Source organism: Escherichia sp. 94.0001 (assembly GCF_013369155.2).
In the GTDB taxonomy this organism is placed as follows: Bacteria; Pseudomonadota; Gammaproteobacteria; order Enterobacterales; family Enterobacteriaceae; genus Escherichia; species Escherichia coli_F.
Genome location: NZ_JABWMS020000007.1, coordinates 80,144 through 98,032 on the forward strand (window position 1 = coordinate 80,144; position 17,889 = coordinate 98,032).

Annotated in this window: 23 protein-coding genes; 5 read left to right on the plus strand and 18 right to left on the minus strand. The window is 50.3% G+C overall.

The window, feature by feature from the left end:
- Window positions 1-2: 2 nt before the first annotated feature.
- A complete protein-coding gene (gene rpsF / locus HEN33_RS05790) occupies window positions 3-398 on the minus strand; it encodes a 30S ribosomal protein S6 (protein ID WP_001216676.1) in 396 nt (131 codons plus the stop codon).
- A 327-nt stretch (window positions 399-725) separates the two neighbouring features.
- On the opposite strand from rpsF, the gene yjfY reads away from it, so the two are divergent.
- The gene (gene yjfY / locus HEN33_RS05795) at window positions 726-1,001 is read left to right on the plus strand and encodes a DUF1471 family protein YjfY (protein ID WP_000492914.1); all 276 of its coding nucleotides are present in this window, start codon (window positions 726-728) and stop codon (window positions 999-1,001) included.
- A 73-nt stretch (window positions 1,002-1,074) separates the two neighbouring features.
- Here the strand turns inward: yjfY and HEN33_RS05800 are convergent, their stop codons facing one another.
- The 7 genes from HEN33_RS05800 to ulaA all read right to left on the minus strand — a co-directional run bounded on the left by HEN33_RS05800 (window position 1,075) and on the right by ulaA (window position 6,129).
- Window positions 1,075-1,626: a YagU family protein gene (locus HEN33_RS05800; protein WP_032304369.1), complete on the minus strand. Its 552-nt coding sequence runs from the start codon at window positions 1,624-1,626 to the stop codon at window positions 1,075-1,077.
- A 96-nt stretch (window positions 1,627-1,722) separates the two neighbouring features.
- Window positions 1,723-2,409 (minus strand): L-ribulose-5-phosphate 4-epimerase UlaF, encoded by a 687-nt coding sequence (ulaF, locus tag HEN33_RS05805; RefSeq protein ID WP_001170804.1) that lies wholly within the window; start codon window positions 2,407-2,409, stop codon window positions 1,723-1,725.
- Complete coding sequence (gene ulaE, locus HEN33_RS05810; protein ID WP_000949498.1) at window positions 2,409-3,263, minus strand: L-ribulose-5-phosphate 3-epimerase UlaE; 855 nt, start codon at window positions 3,261-3,263, stop codon at window positions 2,409-2,411. Before ulaE ends, ulaF begins: the two co-directional genes overlap by 1 nt.
- A gap of 9 nt (window positions 3,264-3,272) precedes the next feature.
- A complete protein-coding gene (gene ulaD, locus HEN33_RS05815) occupies window positions 3,273-3,923 on the minus strand; it encodes a 3-keto-L-gulonate-6-phosphate decarboxylase UlaD (RefSeq protein ID WP_105271838.1) in 651 nt (216 codons plus the stop codon).
- Between the two features lie 13 nt (window positions 3,924-3,936).
- Window positions 3,937-4,401, minus strand: a complete 465-nt coding sequence (gene ulaC / locus HEN33_RS05820; RefSeq protein WP_000776505.1) for a PTS ascorbate transporter subunit IIA — start codon at window positions 4,399-4,401, stop codon at window positions 3,937-3,939.
- A gap of 9 nt (window positions 4,402-4,410) precedes the next feature.
- The gene (gene ulaB / locus HEN33_RS05825; protein WP_000218362.1) at window positions 4,411-4,716 is read right to left on the minus strand and encodes a PTS ascorbate transporter subunit IIB; all 306 of its coding nucleotides are present in this window, start codon (window positions 4,714-4,716) and stop codon (window positions 4,411-4,413) included.
- Between the two features lie 15 nt (window positions 4,717-4,731).
- Complete coding sequence (gene ulaA, locus HEN33_RS05830; protein WP_000404886.1) at window positions 4,732-6,129, minus strand: PTS ascorbate transporter subunit IIC; 1,398 nt, start codon at window positions 6,127-6,129, stop codon at window positions 4,732-4,734.
- A 354-nt stretch (window positions 6,130-6,483) separates the two neighbouring features.
- Here ulaA and ulaG point away from each other — a divergent pair, with 354 nt between their 5' ends.
- Together ulaG and ulaR are read left to right on the plus strand one after the other, a co-directional pair.
- Complete coding sequence (gene ulaG, locus HEN33_RS05835; protein ID WP_001353507.1) at window positions 6,484-7,548, plus strand: L-ascorbate 6-phosphate lactonase; 1,065 nt, start codon at window positions 6,484-6,486, stop codon at window positions 7,546-7,548.
- 107 nt (window positions 7,549-7,655) lie between these two features.
- Window positions 7,656-8,411 (plus strand): HTH-type transcriptional regulator UlaR, encoded by a 756-nt coding sequence (gene ulaR, locus HEN33_RS05840; protein WP_000133631.1) that lies wholly within the window; start codon window positions 7,656-7,658, stop codon window positions 8,409-8,411.
- Here ulaR and yjfP read toward each other — a convergent pair.
- The gene (gene yjfP, locus HEN33_RS05845; protein ID WP_032185754.1) at window positions 8,408-9,157 is read right to left on the minus strand and encodes an esterase; all 750 of its coding nucleotides are present in this window, start codon (window positions 9,155-9,157) and stop codon (window positions 8,408-8,410) included. The two genes, ulaR and yjfP, sit on opposite strands and share 4 nt — an antisense overlap.
- 181 nt (window positions 9,158-9,338) lie before the next feature.
- Here yjfP and bsmA point away from each other — a divergent pair, with 181 nt between their 5' ends.
- Together bsmA and yjfN are read left to right on the plus strand one after the other, a co-directional pair.
- The gene (bsmA, locus tag HEN33_RS05850) at window positions 9,339-9,668 is read left to right on the plus strand and encodes a biofilm peroxide resistance protein BsmA (RefSeq protein ID WP_000254636.1); all 330 of its coding nucleotides are present in this window, start codon (window positions 9,339-9,341) and stop codon (window positions 9,666-9,668) included.
- 148 nt (window positions 9,669-9,816) lie between these two features.
- Entirely contained in the window at window positions 9,817-10,092 is a 276-nt protein-coding gene (gene yjfN / locus HEN33_RS05855; protein WP_000811566.1) for a DUF1471 family protease activator YjfN, read from the plus strand.
- A 149-nt stretch (window positions 10,093-10,241) separates the two neighbouring features.
- On the opposite strand, the gene HEN33_RS05860 is transcribed toward yjfN, so the two are convergent.
- The 9 genes from HEN33_RS05860 to rlmB all read right to left on the minus strand — a co-directional run bounded on the left by HEN33_RS05860 (window position 10,242) and on the right by rlmB (window position 17,883).
- On the minus strand, window positions 10,242-11,867 hold the full coding sequence (locus HEN33_RS05860; protein ID WP_176263634.1) for an isovaleryl-CoA dehydrogenase: 1,626 nt from the start codon (window positions 11,865-11,867) through the stop codon (window positions 10,242-10,244).
- Between the two features lie 83 nt (window positions 11,868-11,950).
- Window positions 11,951-13,114, minus strand: a complete 1,164-nt coding sequence (locus tag HEN33_RS05865) for a glutathionylspermidine synthase family protein (protein ID WP_000943973.1) — start codon at window positions 13,112-13,114, stop codon at window positions 11,951-11,953.
- 2 nt (window positions 13,115-13,116) lie between these two features.
- A complete protein-coding gene (locus tag HEN33_RS05870; RefSeq protein ID WP_000101673.1) occupies window positions 13,117-13,755 on the minus strand; it encodes a DUF1190 domain-containing protein in 639 nt (212 codons plus the stop codon).
- A gap of 9 nt (window positions 13,756-13,764) precedes the next feature.
- Window positions 13,765-14,163 carry a DUF350 domain-containing protein gene (locus tag HEN33_RS05875; RefSeq protein ID WP_000547753.1) on the minus strand — a complete coding sequence of 133 codons (399 nt, stop codon included), beginning with the start codon at window positions 14,161-14,163 and terminating at the stop codon, window positions 13,765-13,767.
- Window positions 14,164-14,180: 17 nt separating this feature from the next.
- Window positions 14,181-14,840, minus strand: coding sequence for a YjfK family protein (locus HEN33_RS05880; RefSeq protein ID WP_176263635.1), 660 nt, complete (start codon window positions 14,838-14,840; stop codon window positions 14,181-14,183).
- Window positions 14,837-15,907 carry a potassium channel family protein gene (locus HEN33_RS05885; RefSeq protein WP_000466338.1) on the minus strand — a complete coding sequence of 357 codons (1,071 nt, stop codon included), beginning with the start codon at window positions 15,905-15,907 and terminating at the stop codon, window positions 14,837-14,839. The genes HEN33_RS05880 and HEN33_RS05885 overlap by 4 nt, the downstream gene beginning before the upstream one ends.
- Entirely contained in the window at window positions 15,907-16,605 is a 699-nt protein-coding gene (locus HEN33_RS05890) for a PspA/IM30 family protein (RefSeq protein WP_000511992.1), read from the minus strand. Before HEN33_RS05890 ends, HEN33_RS05885 begins: the two co-directional genes overlap by 1 nt.
- Window positions 16,606-16,623: 18 nt before the next feature.
- A complete protein-coding gene (locus HEN33_RS05895) occupies window positions 16,624-17,025 on the minus strand; it encodes a YjfI family protein (protein ID WP_176263636.1) in 402 nt (133 codons plus the stop codon).
- A 126-nt stretch (window positions 17,026-17,151) separates the two neighbouring features.
- Window positions 17,152-17,883: a 23S rRNA (guanosine(2251)-2'-O)-methyltransferase RlmB gene (gene rlmB, locus HEN33_RS05900; protein WP_001293282.1), complete on the minus strand. Its 732-nt coding sequence runs from the start codon at window positions 17,881-17,883 to the stop codon at window positions 17,152-17,154.
- Between the last annotated feature and the right edge of the window lie 6 nt (window positions 17,884-17,889).

The window sequence follows — 17,889 nt, forward strand, 5'->3', positions numbered from 1 at the left end:
AATTACTCTTCAGAATCCCCAGCTTCAGCATCATCAGCGGTTTCGTTTGCGAAATCATCGCGACGCTCACGGCGCTCGTCTTTCGCTTTAACCATCGGAGATGCTTCGGTAACAGCGTGCTTGGTACGCATAACCATGCTGCGGATAACGGCATCGTTGAAGCGGAAGGTAGTTTCCAGCTCATCGATCACTTCCTGCGGAGCTTCAACGTTCATCAGAACGTAGTGTGCTTTGTGCAGTTTGTTGATCGGGTAAGCCAGCTGACGGCGGCCCCAGTCTTCCAGACGGTGGATCTTGCCTTCTGCACCAGTGATGGCAGCAGTGTAGCGCTCGATCATGCCCGGAACCTGTTCGCTCTGGTCAGGATGGACCATAAAAACGATTTCGTAATGACGCATCGAATTGCTCCTTACGGATTATTCAGCCTCCTGTCTGGGTCAGCCGAATCCCGGGGAGGCAAGGAACGTGTTAAAGGTCGGCTGAAAAATGACGCGTTATAGTACTGACATACCCCGCTAAACTCAAGGCCAGCCGACAAATAAATCTCATCTTTCACCAAATCGTACTAACACGCTGATTTGAAGTTCATCACACTTCATCATGGTGTTTTTTTGAACAACTGCATCAGAAATGGTCACCATCAACTTCTTTCTCATTGATTAAAATTAAATCAGAAGATCACCACAAGAGGAGAGCACACAAAGTCAGCCGTCGAGGAGGTATCTATGTTCAGCCGTGTTTTAGCCCTTCTGGCTGTGCTTTTGCTAAGTGCAAATACATGGGCAGCCATTGAAATTAATAACCACCAGGCCAGAAATATGGACGATGTGCAAAGCTTAGGCGTGATTTATATCAATCATAATTTCGCCACTGAAAGTGAAGCACGTCAGGCATTAAATGAAGAGACAGATGCGCAGGGCGCAACGTACTACCATGTGATTCTGATGCGGGAACCGGGGAGTAACGGCAATATGCACGCCAGCGCGGATATTTATCGCTAGCACCAGGTATAACCAACGAAACATTGCCATAGTTTGCTTTGCCCCCTTCTCAGGGGGCTTTTTTATGCGCCATTCAACGAATAACGACTTCCGGATCCGGCTCATGAGTAATGCGATTACGTAAGTCGCGGCGCATAATTTCTATTATCCAGAACCAGAAAATGTGCCCAAGGATTTCAGATGCATATTCGTCAAAAGGCAATTGAGTGAGCGGCGGCGTTAAATTCAGCGCCGGGCAAAATATACCGTGGACTGCCACTGTCACAATAAGCCCTGCTAATATCCCCTGCCATAATTTCACTTTCGGGAAAATTTCCGCGACCACACAATACCCTATCGCAAAAACCAGTGAGAAGATGATATGCGTCACCATCACCGGGTTGATAATATGTTCCGAGAATGTATACACAGTTTGGGTTGGGTCGATCCCTAAATAATCCCGTAGAAAGATATACGGCGGATTAAACTCATCGCGACCACCGGAAAATGTGCGCGGTGGCAAGGGAACTTCCGCTCCCCATTTAACAAATGCTGAAATAATTCCTGAAAGTACACCCACAAGTAACGCAACGCCATAACGGCGACGCTGCGGATCCGTTCTGACAAACAATCCGTTGATAGCCATAAAAACACCTGTTGTTTATACGATTTATTAACTGAAACGGCCCCGGAATCAGACCAATTACATCCCGCAGGAGGTAATAATTCCGGGGCGCACTGCTTACTTCTGCCCGTAATAGGCGTTAGGACCGTGCTTACGCATGAAGTGTTTATTCATGAGATAGCTGTCGATGTGATTCAGTTGTGGGTTAATGCCGCGGGCAATCCACGCCATTTTTGCCACTTCTTCCATCACCACCGCGTTATGCACCGCATCGTGAGCATCTTTCCCCCAGGCGAATGGCCCGTGCTGATACACCACAATTCCCGGCGTATGCAGCGGCTCGGCGTCACCCAGCGTTTCGATAATCACTTTGCCAGTGTTTAGCTCGTATTCCCCCTGCACTTCTTCTTCGCTTAACCCGCGCGTACACGGGATATCGCCAAAGAAGTAGTCAGCGTGCGTGGTGCCTAATGCCGGGATCGCCAGCCCCGCCTGCGCCCATGCGGTGGCATGCGTGGAGTGGGTATGGACAATGCCGCCAAGCGACGGATAACGGCGGTAGAGTTCAAGATGCGTCGCAGTGTCGGAAGACGGACGATACTCCCCTTCCACCACCTTGCCGCTCATATCAACCACCACCATATCGTCTGCTTTCATGGTTTCGTAGGCGACACCGCTGGGCTTGATCACCACCAGCCCGCGTTCGCGGTCAATGGCACTGACGTTACCCCAGGTAAAGGTCACCAGCCCGTAACGCGGCAGATCCATGTTGGCTTCAAATACCTGCTGTTTCAGCTTTTGCATTATGCCGCCTCCACCATGCCTGCTTTAGCCATGCGCGCTTTCACCCAATCACGCGCTTTCGCCACTTCTGCCGCCGGGTCTTCCGCCGTTTCGCTCCACATCTCAATCAGGTACGGCCCGCAATAACCACTCTGTTTGAGCGTTTCAAAGCAACGTTCGAAATCCACCACACCCTCGCCAAACGGCACGTTTTTGAAGACGCCTGGTTTAGTGTCTTTCACATGCACCGCGACGATGTGCCCGATTCCGGCCTGCAATTCCATCTGCACGTCGTTATCCCACGCCGATAAGTTGCCGATATCCGGGTAGAGCTGGAACCACGGGTTGTTGAGATAGTGCGCATAGCCCAGCGCCTTGCTGATGGAGTTCATCAACGGGTAATCCATGATCTCCATCGCCAGCGTCACCTGCGCGCGGCTCGCCATCTCAACGCTCTCTTTCAGGCCGTCACGGAAACGACGACGCGTTTCGTTATTGGCTTCCTGATAGTAAACGTCGTAGCCCGCCAGTTGGATCACGCGAATACCGACATCCTGGGCGAACTGGATAGCTTTGCGCATAATCTCCAGCCCCTGCGCCCGCACTGCGTCATCTTCGCTGCCCAGCGGGAAACGACGATGAGCAGAAAGGCACATGGATGGTACGCGCACGCCGGTTTCAACAATCGCGTTCACCAGCGCCAGACGCTGCTCGCGGCTCCAGTCAAGGCGCGAGAGGCGATCGTCCGTTTCATCTACCGACATCTCGACAAAATCGAAGCCTAACGTTTTTGCCAGTTGCAGCCGTTCCAGCCAGCACTCCCCGGCGGGGAGCGCTTTTTCATAGATGCCAAGCGGGATTTGTTTGGACAACATATCCGCTCCTTAGCCCCACAGTTGGGCGATGGAACGTTTGAACTGACGCGCGGCTTCCACCGGAGAAGCGGCATCACGGATGCTGCGACCCGCGATAAAGACATGAATCGGAATGCCTTTGAACAGCGGCAGATCTTCCAGCGCCAGGCCACCGGTGACGGTCACTTTGAAGCCCATATCGGACAGACGTTTGATCGCGGTAATGTCAGCTTCGCCCCACGCCACGCCTGCGGCCTGCGCGTCACGGCTGCGGTGATAAACCACCTGCTGGATACCTGCGTCGCGCCACTGCTGCGCCTGTTCCCAGGTCCAGTAACCGGTCAGTTCGATCTGCACGTCGCCATTAAACTCTTTTGCCACGTCCAGCGCGCCTTTGGCGGTGTTGATATCTGCACAACAAATCACGGTCACCCAGTCAGCGTTGGCTTCAAAGCACATACGAGAAAGGATTTTGCCCGCATCGGCGATTTTGGCGTCTGCCAGCACGATTTTGTGCGGATAAAGCGCTTTCAGATCGCGAACCGCACGCACACCTTCGCCCACGCACAGAATGGTGCCCACTTCGATAATGTCGACTTCTTCGGCAATCAGGCGAGTAGTTTCGTAGGCGCTAGCCATAGTCTGGTTGTCCAGCGCGACTTGCAACATCGGTAATGACATTTTCAATTCCTTCTTAAGCAGCCGCGTTGGTGCGGTCAATGAGATCCAGGACTTCCTGCTCGGTACGGCAGGCGCGTAAACGGTCGAAATTCTCTTCATCTTCAAACAGGTTGACGATCTGCATGATGCCCACTTCCTGATGTGTGTTGGCATCGACCGCCGCCATCGTGATGAGGATATCCACCGGGTCGTTATCTTCGTGGTTGAACTCCAGCGGCTTTTTCAGCGTCACCAGTGCAAAACCGGTTTTCTTAACGCCCTCTTCCGGGCGACCATGCGGCATTGCCAGGCCCGGTGCGAGCACAAAGTACGGGCCGTGTTGTTCAACCGCATCCAGAATCGCCTGGTAGTAACGCGGCTCGACAACATCCGCCGCTACCAGCAGGTCAACGCCGATTTTCACTGCGTCCTGCCATGTCTCAGCTTCAGCCTGCAGACGGATAGATTTATTCTCCGCCAGCGAATCACGTAATTTCATAGCGCGCCCTTACTTCACGTCCTGCGGGAAATGTTCTTTGATCACTTCCAGCAGTTTCGGGCCAAAGTCAGCAGGAGAGAGCATGTTGCGCACGCCAACGACATATTTGTTGCCGGTCACGGTGATTTCGCCCGCGATGTGCGTAGAAGCGATGATGATATCCGCGCCGCTCAACTCGCTTTTGTATTCACCAACCGCGCAGCTGTTTACCGTGTGGTCGATGTTCGACTGGGTTAAAAACTGGTCCACTTTCATTTTCATGATCATGGAACTGCCTTGTCCGTTACCACACACAGCCAGAATACGTACGGTCATAATCAAAACTCCTTATTAAGCAGACTGTTCTGCCAGTTGTTTTTCTGCATCTTCTTCTGCGCGCAGCGCGCGGCCAGCGAAGAACATATAAGCCAGTGCAATGACAATGATGACGGCCATAAAGGCGATGCCGATGGAGAAGAAGCCCTGCATCATCGGTGGTGCCAGAATCGACCAGTCCGCCATGCCCATCCAGGCGCTCATACCGGTGAGTTTCACCGCCCAGACGCAACCAAAGATTTCAATCATCCCCATCACCAGACAAATCTTCAGCGCCGCGCGCCAGCCACCGAAGTGGTTAGCAAACACGCCAATAGTGGCGTTAGAGAAGAACATCGGGATAAAGCCAGGGATAATCAGAATGGAAGAGCCGCAGGCGACCAGGATGCCAACTGCAATCAGTTGACCGATGGTGCCCCACATAAAGCCCCAGACCACAGCGTTCGGCGCGAAGCTATAGATGGCCGCACAGTCAATCGCCAGAACCGCACCGGGGATCAGGCGCTGGGAGATACCGTTAAACGCTTCTGAGAGTTCCGCCACAAACATGCGCACGCCCTGAGTGATGATGAAGATCGCCACCGCAAAGGAGAAACCGGTTTGCAGGATGTACACCGTCCAGTTCACTTTACCTGCCATCGCCTGCACGGTGTCGATACCGAAGGAGAGCAGAATGGCACCAAAGAAGATGGTCATGACAATCGCCGTGGAGACGATGTTGTCGTGGAAAATGTTCAGCCAGCCAGGCAGTTTGAGGTCTTCAACGCTCTCCTCTTTTTTGCCGAGGAAAGGCGCAACTTTATAAGCAATCCATGATGCAAACTGCTGCTGGTGACCGATGGAGAAACCACAGCCGTCCGTCACTTCCTGAGTCGGCTTATACATCATGTTGGAGGTAATACCCCAGTAGAGCGAAACCAGAATCGCGGTGCAGATAATGGTGGTCCACATGGAGTAACCAAAGATAAACAGCGTAACGGCAATCAGCCCCGCCTGCTGGAACATGATGTGACCCGTCAGCATGATGGTGCGAATACCGGTAATGCGACGTAGCAGCACGTAACAGATGTTCAGCGCCAGTGCCAGCAACACCGCGTAGCCCACCCAGCTATAGGCATCGCCCATACGTTCGATGGTAGCCATCATGGAAGCGTAAGTATCGGAAATCGCACCATTGATGCCATAAACCTCCGACATTTTCGCCACCACCGGTTTGAAGGTGCTGGTCAGGATGCCGGACCCGGCCTGCAACAACATGAAACCAATAATGGTTTTAATCGTACCTTTGATAATCACGCTGACACTTTTGCGCAGCAGGATGTAGCCCAGACAGGTCACAATACCCAGCAGTAACGGGGCATTAGTCATGACCTGGTTAAAAAACACGGTAAAGATGTTGTAGAGGATCTCCATAACGATCTCCTGAAGAAGAGGTAACCGGGTATTCCGCACACCCGGAATGTTGTGCACTCACTCTAATTTTCAAAAGTAATCACAACAAGATTATTTATGATTAAATGTGACGCGACACGCAAATAATTCCACATAGAAAGCGTGGAATTCACACAATGCAAAACTTATTAATTAAAATTCATGTAGTTAATTAAATATCACAATCCTTTTCATCTTTAATGCCTTAAAATCAACAACTACTCATCAGGCAAAAAGTCAAAAAATGGTCATTGCCTTCCTGAAAAAATAGTGTCAGGATTAATCAAAACCAATCAAATATTGATTCAAATTGAACCATAATGAAGGTAAATGGCGATGAGTAAAGTGAAAAGTATCACCCGTGAATCCTGGATCCTGAGCACTTTCCCGGAGTGGGGTAGCTGGTTGAATGAAGAAATTGAACAAGAACAGGTAGCTCCTGGCACATTCGCGATGTGGTGGCTAGGCTGCACCGGGATCTGGCTGAAATCTGAAGGTGGCACCAACGTTTGCGTCGATTTCTGGTGTGGTACTGGCAAACAAAGTCACGGTAACCCACTAATGAAACAGGGTCACCAGATGCAGCGCATGGCTGGCGTGAAAAAACTGCAACCGAACCTGCGTACCACCCCATTTGTTCTTGATCCGTTTGCGATTCGCCAGATCGACGCCGTACTGGCTACTCACGATCATAACGATCACATCGACGTCAACGTGGCCGCCGCCGTGATGCAAAACTGCGCTGATGACGTACCGTTTATCGGGCCGAAAACCTGCGTGGATTTGTGGATTGGCTGGGGTGTGCCGAAAGAACGTTGCATCGTGGTCAAACCGGGCGATGTCGTTAAAGTGAAAGACATTGAAATTCATGCCCTTGACGCGTTTGACCGTACTGCACTGATCACTTTGCCTGCCGATCAAAAAGCGGCTGGCGTACTGCCAGACGGCATGGACGATCGCGCGGTAAACTACCTGTTCAAAACGCCGGGCGGTACCCTGTATCACAGTGGCGATTCCCACTACTCTAACTACTATGCGAAGCACGGTAACGAGCATCAGATCGACGTGGCATTAGGTTCATACGGTGAAAACCCACGTGGTATCACCGACAAAATGACCAGTGCTGATATCCTGCGTATGGCAGAAGCGCTGAATACAAAAGTGGTTATCCCGTTCCACCATGATATCTGGTCAAACTTCCAGGCCGATCCGCAAGAGATCCGCGTACTGTGGGAGATGAAAAAAGATCGCCTGAAGTATGGCTTCAAGCCGTTTATCTGGCAGGTCGGTGGCAAATTTACCTGGCCGCTGGATAAAGACAACTTCGAGTACCACTATCCACGCGGTTTTGACGATTGCTTCACCATTGAACCGGATCTGCCGTTCAAGTCGTTCCTGTAATCTGTCGTTTATACCGGATGGCGTGGAGAAGTTCGCGCTATCCGGCGTAGTATTTCCTGGCTATTTCAAATATCATCTAAAAAAATCAAATTTTATCGGAATAGCTCATGACTGAAGCACAAAGACATCAAATTCTCCTGGAAATGCTCGCACAATTGGGCTTTGTGACCGTTGAGAAAGTCGTTGAGCGTCTGGGAATTTCGCCTGCTACCGCTCGACGCGATATCAATAAACTTGACGAAAGCGGCAAACTGAAAAAAGTGCGCAATGGCGCAGAAGCCATTACCCAGCAGCGCCCACGCTGGACGCCGATGAATCTGCATCAGGCGCAGAACCATGATGAAAAAGTACGTATCGCTAAAGCAGCCTCGCAGCTGGTGAATCCCGGCGAAAGCGTCGTCATCAACTGCGGTTCCACCGCGTTTCTGCTTGGGCGGGAAATGTGTGGCAAGCCAGTGCAAATCATTACTAATTATCTACCGCTGGCGAATTACCTGATCGATCAGGAGCATGACAGCGTGATTATCATGGGCGGCCAATACAACAAAAGCCAGTCCATCACCTTAAGTCCACAGGGCAGCGAAAACAGTCTCTATGCCGGGCACTGGATGTTTACCAGCGGCAAAGGACTGACCGCAGAAGGGTTGTATAAAACCGATATGCTGACGGCAATGGCAGAGCAGAAGATGTTGAGCGTGGTAGGGAAACTGGTGGTACTGGTTGATAGCAGTAAGATCGGCGAACGTGCGGGGATGCTCTTTAGTCGTGCAGATCAAATCGATATGCTGATCACCGGCAAAAATGCTAACCCGGAAATCCTGCAACAACTGGAAGCGCAAGGGGTCAGCATTCTGCGTGTTTAAAGATGCTGCTGGAAAAATGTCACGGCAGCATCTAATGCCTCAGGCGTAATGCGGTGACGCACGCCTGGCTGCCATGAACAGGTTAGCAGTTTATCCCGTCCCGTCTCGCTTAAGGCCTGCTGCAAACGTAGTGATTCGTCGGCAGGCACGACGTCATCGTCAAGGCCATGCCACAGCAGTAGAGGTCTGTCACCAAGTTGTTCCAGGTGGTTTGTCGCTTCCCACTCTGCCAGCGGCGCGACAATGTTATTGAATTCATTCTGCTGTGCTGCCGTTTCAGGTATCAGCGGTGGAAACAGTGAACGGGCGAGCGATGTAAAATAGCCCGATCCCATCATGCTGGCGGTACATTTCACCGTGGGGTGGCGAGCGGTAATTCCCAGTGCCGTCATCGCGCCCATCGACGCGCCACCGACTGCCAGACGGTCAGCAAGCAGCCAGTTTTCTTCGGCTATTGCCGCACGTAAGGTAGTGAATTCCTGCATACTTTGTAGCAAAATTTGCCAAAATTGATTTAACCGCCGCGCTGCGTCGCCCCTAAAACGGCTACCGTGATCGGGCGCATCCGGCATGATCACCCGCAAACCAGCCTGCGCCAGCGCAACGGCAAAATAGCTATACACCAGACTGGACGAAGTAAAGCCGTGATAAAAAATCACGCACGGTAACGGGGTATCTTTTTGCCCGACAGGATAAGCATGAAGAACGGGAATATCTGCCAGCACGCGCGAGTCTATTTCAATCATCTGTCTCTCCTTTTTGTCTGGTATGACATGAAGAAATCCTTAGCACAAGTTTCTGCTGGCGGTATTAGTTCATAATGTTGAGATGTGGGTTACGCTTTCATCACGTTTTCATTCGAAAATCGCGTACCAGGTAACAATTCGGGAACATTCCCCCAAAGTTAAATTAATAAGGCACTACACTATGGTTAGCAGGAAACGTAATAGCGTTATTTACCGGTTTGCCAGTTTATTATTGGTGTTGATGTTAAGTGCCTGTAGCGCACTGCAAGGTACGCCACAGCCAGCACCGCCAGTAACGGACCATCCGCAAGAGATTCGCCGCGACCAGACGCAAGGGTTACAGCGAATAGGTAGCGTAAGCACGATGGTTCGGGGTTCTCCGGATGACGCATTAGCAGAAATCAGAGCGAAAGCTGTCGCTGCAAAAGCTGATTATTACGTTGTCGTCATGGTGGACGAAACCATCGTGACAGGACAGTGGTATTCACAAGCCATTTTGTACCGTAAATAAATCAGACAACTTACATAGTCAGCTTTACATTGCTTTGCGTCCCTATGCGTTTACCTGTGCACAATAAATTACCAGCTGGAAGCTCGGGCGTTTATTACCGCGATGGAATGCCCTGCAACATGTGGGGAAACGAAAAATGGAGCTGACGATGAAACAATTACTTGCCTCACCCTCGCTGCAATTAGTGACTTATCCTGCGAGCGCCACGGCACAGTCTGCAGAATTCGCCAGTGCTGACTGCGTGACAGGCCTGAATGAAATAGGTCAGATCTCGGTTAGCAATATTTCAGGGGATCCGCAGGACGTGGAACGTATCGTGGCGTTAAAGGCTGATGAACAAGGTGCGTCATGGTACCGCATTATTACCATGTACGAAGACCAGCAGCCTGATAACTGGCGCGTACAGGCGATCCTGTATGCGTGAGTGTCATCTACAGCAAATGAACAATGCCGGATGCGGCACCTGTGCCTTATCCGGCCAACAGTTCCTGAAATTTCATTGTGTTAGTTGATAACACGTAATGGTGCTGTTGCCATTATAAGACGCGCTAGCATCACATCTGGCTGACTCGTTTATAAACATACTCCCCCCGTCGCCCGCAGCAATAAATCATTCTGGATCTGCTCTGACAACCGCACGCCGCCGCGCGTATCAAACATCATCTGACACCACGCCTGCGCCATTGGCGGAGAGGCATATTTCAACATTTGCGCGCCGCAACCCAGCAGGAATAGCTGACGAGTAATCTCTCGCCCCATTTCTTCAGCTGGCTTACGCAGTTGCTGCTGCAAACGACGAACCGCGCGATCAAAATAGCGATCCTGCCCTTTCACTTCCATAAACGCTTCCGACAGTAAGTCGTATACACCCGCCTGCTTATTAAGAACGCGCAATACATCCAGGCACATAATATTGCCAGAACCTTCCCAGATGCTGTTAACTGGCATTTCCCGATAAAGTCGCGGTAGTTCGCTCTCTTCGCAATAGCCAATACCGCCCAGCACCTCCATCGCTTCAGCCACAAACGGAATGCCACGTTTGCAGATAACAAATTTCGCCGCAGGCGTAAATAAGCGCGCCCACAGGGCTTCTTTGGCATCGGCACGCCGATCCCACGCTCGCGCAAGACGAAACAGCAACGCTGTTTGCCCTTCAAGTTGGAGCGCCATGCGGCTTAAGACATTACGCATCAAAGGCTGTTGGATCAACGGATTACCAAATACATGGCGTTGATGAGCGTGATAAATTGCCAGCGAGAACGCACGACGCATCATGGCGTGGCTACCCAGTGCACAATCAAAACGCGTCATCCCGCCCATTTTCAGGATCAGGCGAATCCCTTCCCCTTCCTGCCCCAATAACCAGCCTATGGCATCCTGAAACTCCACTTCGCAACTGGCGTTAGAGCGATTGCCCAGCTTATCTTTCAGCCGCTCCAGGCGAATCGCGTTGCGTTGCCCGTCAGGCAAAAATCGCGGCACAAAAAAGCAGGATAAACCGCCCGTGGTCTGCGCCAGCACCAGATGCGCGTCGCTTTGTGGCACCGAGAAAAACCATTTATGCCCCACCAGCCGATAAGAGCCATCGTCCAGACGCTCTGCGCGGGTAGTGTTGCTCATCACATCGGAACCGCCCTGCTTTTCCGTCATGCCCATGCCAATCAACAAACCGCGTTTTTGCCCACCTGGCAATAAGTGGGAATCGTAGCGATCGCTCAACAGCGGCGTGGTCCAGTCCTGAAACGGCGCGGGTAACATCTGTAATAACAATGGCGTGGCGGCAAAGGTCATCGTTATCGGGCATAACGACCCAGCCTCAACCTGTGCGTGCAACATAAAACGCGCCGCTCGCGCCACAAATGCGCCGGAGCGAGCGTCTTCTTCCCAGGCAAGATTGTGCACCCGATTGGTACATAGCGCCTGCATCAGCAAGTGCCAGGCGGGGTGAAAACGCACATCGTCCAGACGGCGTCCTTGCGCATCGTAGCGCAATAATTCGGGCGGATTCACATTCGCCAGTCGCCCCAGTTCAAGGGATTCAGCCGTTCCTAACTGCTGACCAATACTGGCGAGAAAATCGCTATCCCAGCCAGCACCTTCACGCGTTACCGCTTCGCAGAGCGCGCCATCAGACAGGTATAAGTTGCTGTTATTTAAGGGTATAGGTTGATTAAAAACAGTGTGAGTTTGCCAGTGCACTGTGTCTCCCTCCATCAATGGCAGTCACCATTAGTATGGTCACTGCCACGGATTCCTGACAGAAAGAGATTGCTAAAACATTCTTAGCCAGCAATATAATGCGGAACGAAACGTGAGGTGTCTTTGGTGATCAGCGTGTTATCTTCACGGATCCCCATTCCGCACGCTTCATCATCGACAATCCAGCTACCGATGAGTGTGTAGCTATCGCCAAATCGTGGTAGGGGTTGAAACGCCTGGTAGATCATCGGTTCATCGGCATAATCACCCTCAGCGTGGTCAACGACGTTATTCTGACCGTCGAAAATGGTGACGTTACCGCCCTCGCGTGAGTAGATCGGTTTACGCACATAGCTTTCGCCAGCGGCAATCTGCGGTTTTTCGCCATCAAACCAGGATGCAAGTAGGTTAGGATGACCAGGAAAGAAGCGCCAAAGCAGCGGCATTAACCCTTTGTTGCTCAAGATACTTTTCCATAACGGCTCCACCCATTGCTCGCGGCGCTTGCGCAGCAGCGGACCGTTATCGTCACGCATCATCCACTCCAGCGGATACAGCTTAAATGCACGCTGGATGACATTATCATCAAGATCGGTCAGTACACCGCCGACGCCCAAACCGAGATCTTCAATGTAGATAAACCGTGACTCCTGCCCTGCCTGCTGGGCGCAGTCCTGCAAGTACAGCACGGTACTCCTGTCTTCATCGGTGTCCTGACAACAGCAGAAATAAAACGGTTCCCGACTGTAAAGCTCACTAAAGCGCGAAATCAGGCGTTCCTGAATGGCATTGTACTGATCGGCATCACGCGGAATAATGCCGCTGCGCCGGGCATCTTCCAGCCACAGCCACTGGAAATAAGCCGATTCATACAACGAGGTTGGCGTATCGGCGTTGTACTCCAGCAGCTTCACCGGCGCATTGCCACACCAGGCAAAATCCATCCGACCATACAGCGAAGGATCGCGTGCGCGCCAGCTTTCAGCGATCACATCCCAGTACAGCGGTGGGATCGCCAGTTGCGTCAGGATCTCTTCGTCTTGAACCGCACGATCCACCACCTCAAGGCACATCTGATGCAATTCCGCAGTTGGTTTTTCGATCTGCTCTTCTATCTGACGCAGAGTAAAGCGGTAAGCCCGACTCTCATCCCAATAAATTTCATTATCGATGATATGAAAGTCGAAACCGTTGTCGGCGGCGATCTGGTCCAGATCCCGTCGTACAGGAACGTTGTGTCTCAGCATGATTAGCCTCCCCAGTGCCCACGGGCGCTGGAAGAACGACCATAGCCGCCGCGAGAAACAGTTGACGCTTTTCTGGTGGTAAAGCCGCCCGAGGAGTAAGACTCTTTTTTGCCAGAACCGGAGCGCCAGGAGTAATCACCGGAAGTATTGCGCCAGACGGGGCGGGAAGCAAATGAGGATCCACCGCTGTTATAAACGAACGGCTCATCGCGATCTTTACGAATAACCCGGCTTAATAAAAATCCAGAAATGACCGGGATCCAACTCTGTTCAACATTGTCGTAGTAGCAATTTTCGTACTTAGACTGACAATTCTGCTGAGTCATATTCTTCGGAACATCGGCATAAAATGCCGCTTTGGCATTGTTCCAGCCATGAGCACAGATATCTGAATTATTACCGTCATCAATACAATCCTGCACTGTCGAGTAAAACGTTCCGTCACCGTCGTTATCGACATCACCACTATCGCCACAACCTTTCAATACAAAAAAAGCTGCACCGCCCATTAGCGCCAACGTTAAGTATTTTTGTGCGTAGCGATTGCGTCGCGGCTCAAAAGGATTATTAGGTCTTCCAATGCGACTGATCGCTCCGTGACCAATTTTACTGTTATTTCTTGATTTGCGTTTTCTGGCCATGATCGTCCATTACCATGTCATACAAGCTGCGTTAAAAATACCGCCAGCCAGCGCGGCGGTTCCCATAAACATTCCTGCTGCGGTATTGTGATTAATAATTTTTTCGCTTAATGCTGGCATATAAAGTCTGACGCCAGCAAAAACGAGTAACTGAATCACCAGTGCGATCCCGCCCCAGGCAAAATAATCCGGAATACTCACCGCATTGATTGCCGCACTAGATAATGGGATCACGTAACCCAACAATGTACCACTGAACGCCAGTGCCGCCGCGGTATTATTGTTTTTAATTAACTGCCATTCGTTGTGCGGTGTAATTTTGGAGTAGATAAACAGAAAAATAATCACCATAGCTACGCCAATAAAAAAATAGGCGCTAAAGGCAAGAAGTGAATCCAGTATATGCATCGTAAACGTCCTTGTAATTAACCAATAATATGAAGTGATGTCAGTGGGATATCAACACCCAGTGCGCGCGAAAATAACCACTCCGGCTCGCCGAGATCGTTAAAAGATTCCTCACCATTTAACAGCAAATATTCACAGGTATCTTCGGTCACCTGCCGTTCATAGCCCATGGTAAAATTATGCACTTCCCATTTGGCGTGGTTTTGATTTTCAACTTTTTCCAGCATATAGACGGGTTCGATATTTCCCGGTTCTTCACTGTTAAAAAATCGCTGCCAGCGTTTTTCCTGCCAGTTTAAAGTCATTGCCCCCATCGCTTTGGCGTTGATCGCTTCGCGCCAGTGGCTCTCTTTGCTGATACCGTAGCTCTCTTCATAGACAAAGAGCTTGATATCATCAATGTCATCAATATCTTCGCCGCCGGTGGTATTGATTTGCAGAAATTCATCGCCCGAAGTGTAGTAGCGGAAAATCTGACTACCGCCGCCCAGATCGATGTGGCTGACAGCGGCTACCGTAAATTCTTCACCCGGCAGCGCAATCAGCAATTCATCTTCCAGCAAACGAAACACTAACGTGTCGAGCGTAAAGCCGCTATTGAGATGAAGTCCCAGCGGGCCGCGTGCGATTACAGGTTTATCATCCTTACCAAACAGACGCTTGAAAAAACTTGTCATATGCTTCCCTCAATGTCCTGCCATGCCACTTCTTCAGCCAAAATACGGTTATTGCCAATAAGATGCAGCCACATACCGCCTTTAACTTCCGTTGCAATGACTGGATTCAGTTCCATTCCCCTACCATTTTTACAACTGCTTATTCCCAGGACGGTGGCATCATGATGAAGTTTCATATAATGCATCAATGCGCCATAACGCATTGAGGTAACCCGTTCAGGAATCGGTAAAACAAACCCCGTATCCCCCAGCATTGGATTCATAATCGATGCCACTGATTGAGATGAACCGGGATCTTGTATTGAACGGGAAAGTTGTTCTGCTGAAATATTTCGCACTATTTCAATACGTTGACAATGAACCTCTAATAAACGAGCGTAGCGTTCATCTTCCAGATAAGCGACGATATGGCATCTTTCAGGAATAAAATCCGCCAGGGATAGTGCGGTCGTGAACGTCTGCTCATCAGTTTGCGAAAAGATGATGACACTTTGGCAATTTGCCAGTCCCATGCGGGTATGTTCATGCGGATCATTAAAATTACTAATACGAATGAAATCGACCCAATTATTTCCAGGCATCGGATGTTGAATATCATCCCGCTCACACAAAAGTACCCGGCCAAATGCTCTTCGGGAATCAAACAACAATAATGAAATCATCTTTTCAGTCTGATGCCCGCGCCATCCAATGACCAGCATATGGTTGCGCAAATTGCTGTAGTCGCCCATTCCCGTCATTCCTTTCGCCAATATGTCTTGCACTAATGCAATGACTTTTCCCATTAAAGCGCCAAATAAACCAACACTCACAGGAATCTGCCAGAGCGCTGTGAACAGACGTCCCCCCACCGTTTGGGGTGTGATATCACCAAACCCCAGCGTTGATCCCACAACCGAGCAGTAATAAATAAAATTACTCAGTTGACCTACCAACGCCTCTTCATGCAACGCAGTTAACACCAGATAACAAAACAGATACTGTCCTGTAAATAATCCAGTCAATGCCGGCCAGGTAAGCCTGGAAAGGTGACGTCGGCAGGTTTTAATGATCCAGGAGAAGAACATTACTCGCCCTGTTGGCGTTGCAGTCTTGCTAATACATCCTGGGCGCTACTTTTGTTGCTACCGCCAATTCCGGCTTCCGCCAGTTTTTCATCAAGATCGCGACCATCTGCCACTTTTTCCAGCTGTGCGGCAGCATCCAGGCGAGCTTGACGTTCGGCCTGACGCGTTTGCAGACGCTTTAAGGATTCTGCCGCTGTCGAAACGCTGGAAGATGCGCCAACAGTAGAGGTCGTTACGGCCTGTTGTGCACGCTGCATGGCTTCAGTAGCTTTAACGACTTCCATTTGTTGCTCAAACTGAGCGATACGCTGCGCTGTCGCTGTAACTGCTTTTTCCACGCCATCACGAGAGACTTCCAGATTCGACAACACTTGCTCTTCAGCGGTAATAAGATTCTCAAGGCGCGCGATTTCTTCAGCAACTTCGTTAATCAACGACGGATTAACGTTCTTGCTTAACGCTTCCAGCGCACGAGCTTCCAGACTGGCTTTACGCTCACGTAAATCTTTCAGTTTATCGTTGCTCAATTTCACTCTTGCCAGTAGATCGACACGTGATTTACCGGCCTTATCCAGTTCTGCTTTGGCATCGCGTATATGCTGTTCAAGCATTCTAACGCCCTGTGCTTCTTCAATGGATTCTTCCGCTTGCGAGATCACCGATTTACCCAGCGTAAATAAAGTTTTTAAAATTCCCATAAATACCTGTCCTTGTAATTAGTGTGAATATTCTTCTGTAATTTCAGCAAGATCCAAAGCGTTATCTACCAGCGTGGTTATCTCAAGCAGGATATCTTCAAGAGAAGATTTAAGCGATAACGCCCCGAAAACAATGTAATACTCTTCCTGTTGCACGCTGGAGATCCCTACCGATGACAACGGCATCATCTTCTGATTTCTTAATAAGAAGGTATTAAATTCATCTGGATTGTTGATACTACTTACCGGGCAAATAAAGGTTTCGATAATCATTTGGCGGGAAGTAAAAAGAATATTGATTTGCAAATCGCCATAATCATTCATTTTAATAATTAATGCGTTTTCATTATTTGTTATATCAATATTTTGTTCAGGTACAGTTTGCAGCGCCGTAGCCAGCGCCAACGGATTCCATGTCATATATTATTCCATAGTGATTAAGTTGAAATATTAATAATATAAATATTTGTAGCACGTAATTATCTTACCAGCTCCAGACAAAAAAAAACCATCCAAATATGGATGGTTTTTCATAATTCAGAGAAATTAGCTGCGCTGACGCACCGCTTCAAATAAGCAAATGCCGGTCGCTACCGAAACGTTCAGCGAAGAAACGCTTCCTGCCATTGGGATGCTGATCAACTCGTCGCAATGTTCACGAGTCAGGCGACGCATACCTTCACCTTCCGCGCCCATCACCAGTGCCAGCCGTCCGGTCATTTTGCTCTGATAGAGCGTATGATCCGCCTCTCCTGCCGTACCGACGATCCAAATATTCTCTTCCTGCAACATACGCATGGTGCGCGCCAGGTTAGTCACCCGAATCAGCGGAACGCTTTCTGCCGCGCCGCAGGCCACTTTTTTCGCCGTGGCGTTGAGCTGTGCGGAGCGATCTTTCGGCACAATCACCGCATGAACGCCAGCTGCGTCCGCGCTGCGCAGGCACGCGCCGAGGTTGTGCGGATCGGTTACACCGTCGAGGATCAGCAGGAACGGCTGATCGAGCGAAGCGATCAGATCCGGCAGATCGTTTTCCTGATACTGACGTCCTGGCTTCACACGGGCGATAATGCCCTGATGCACGGCACCGTCGCTTTTCTCGTCGAGATATTGGCGGTTTGCCAGCTGGATAACCACGCCCTGGGACTCAAGGGCGTGAATCAGCGGCAACAGACGTTTATCTTCACGGCCTTTTAAAATAAAGACTTCCTGAAAACGTTCAGGGGCGCGCTCCAGCAGGGCCTGCACTGCGTGGATGCCGTAAATCATTTCGCTCATTAATGT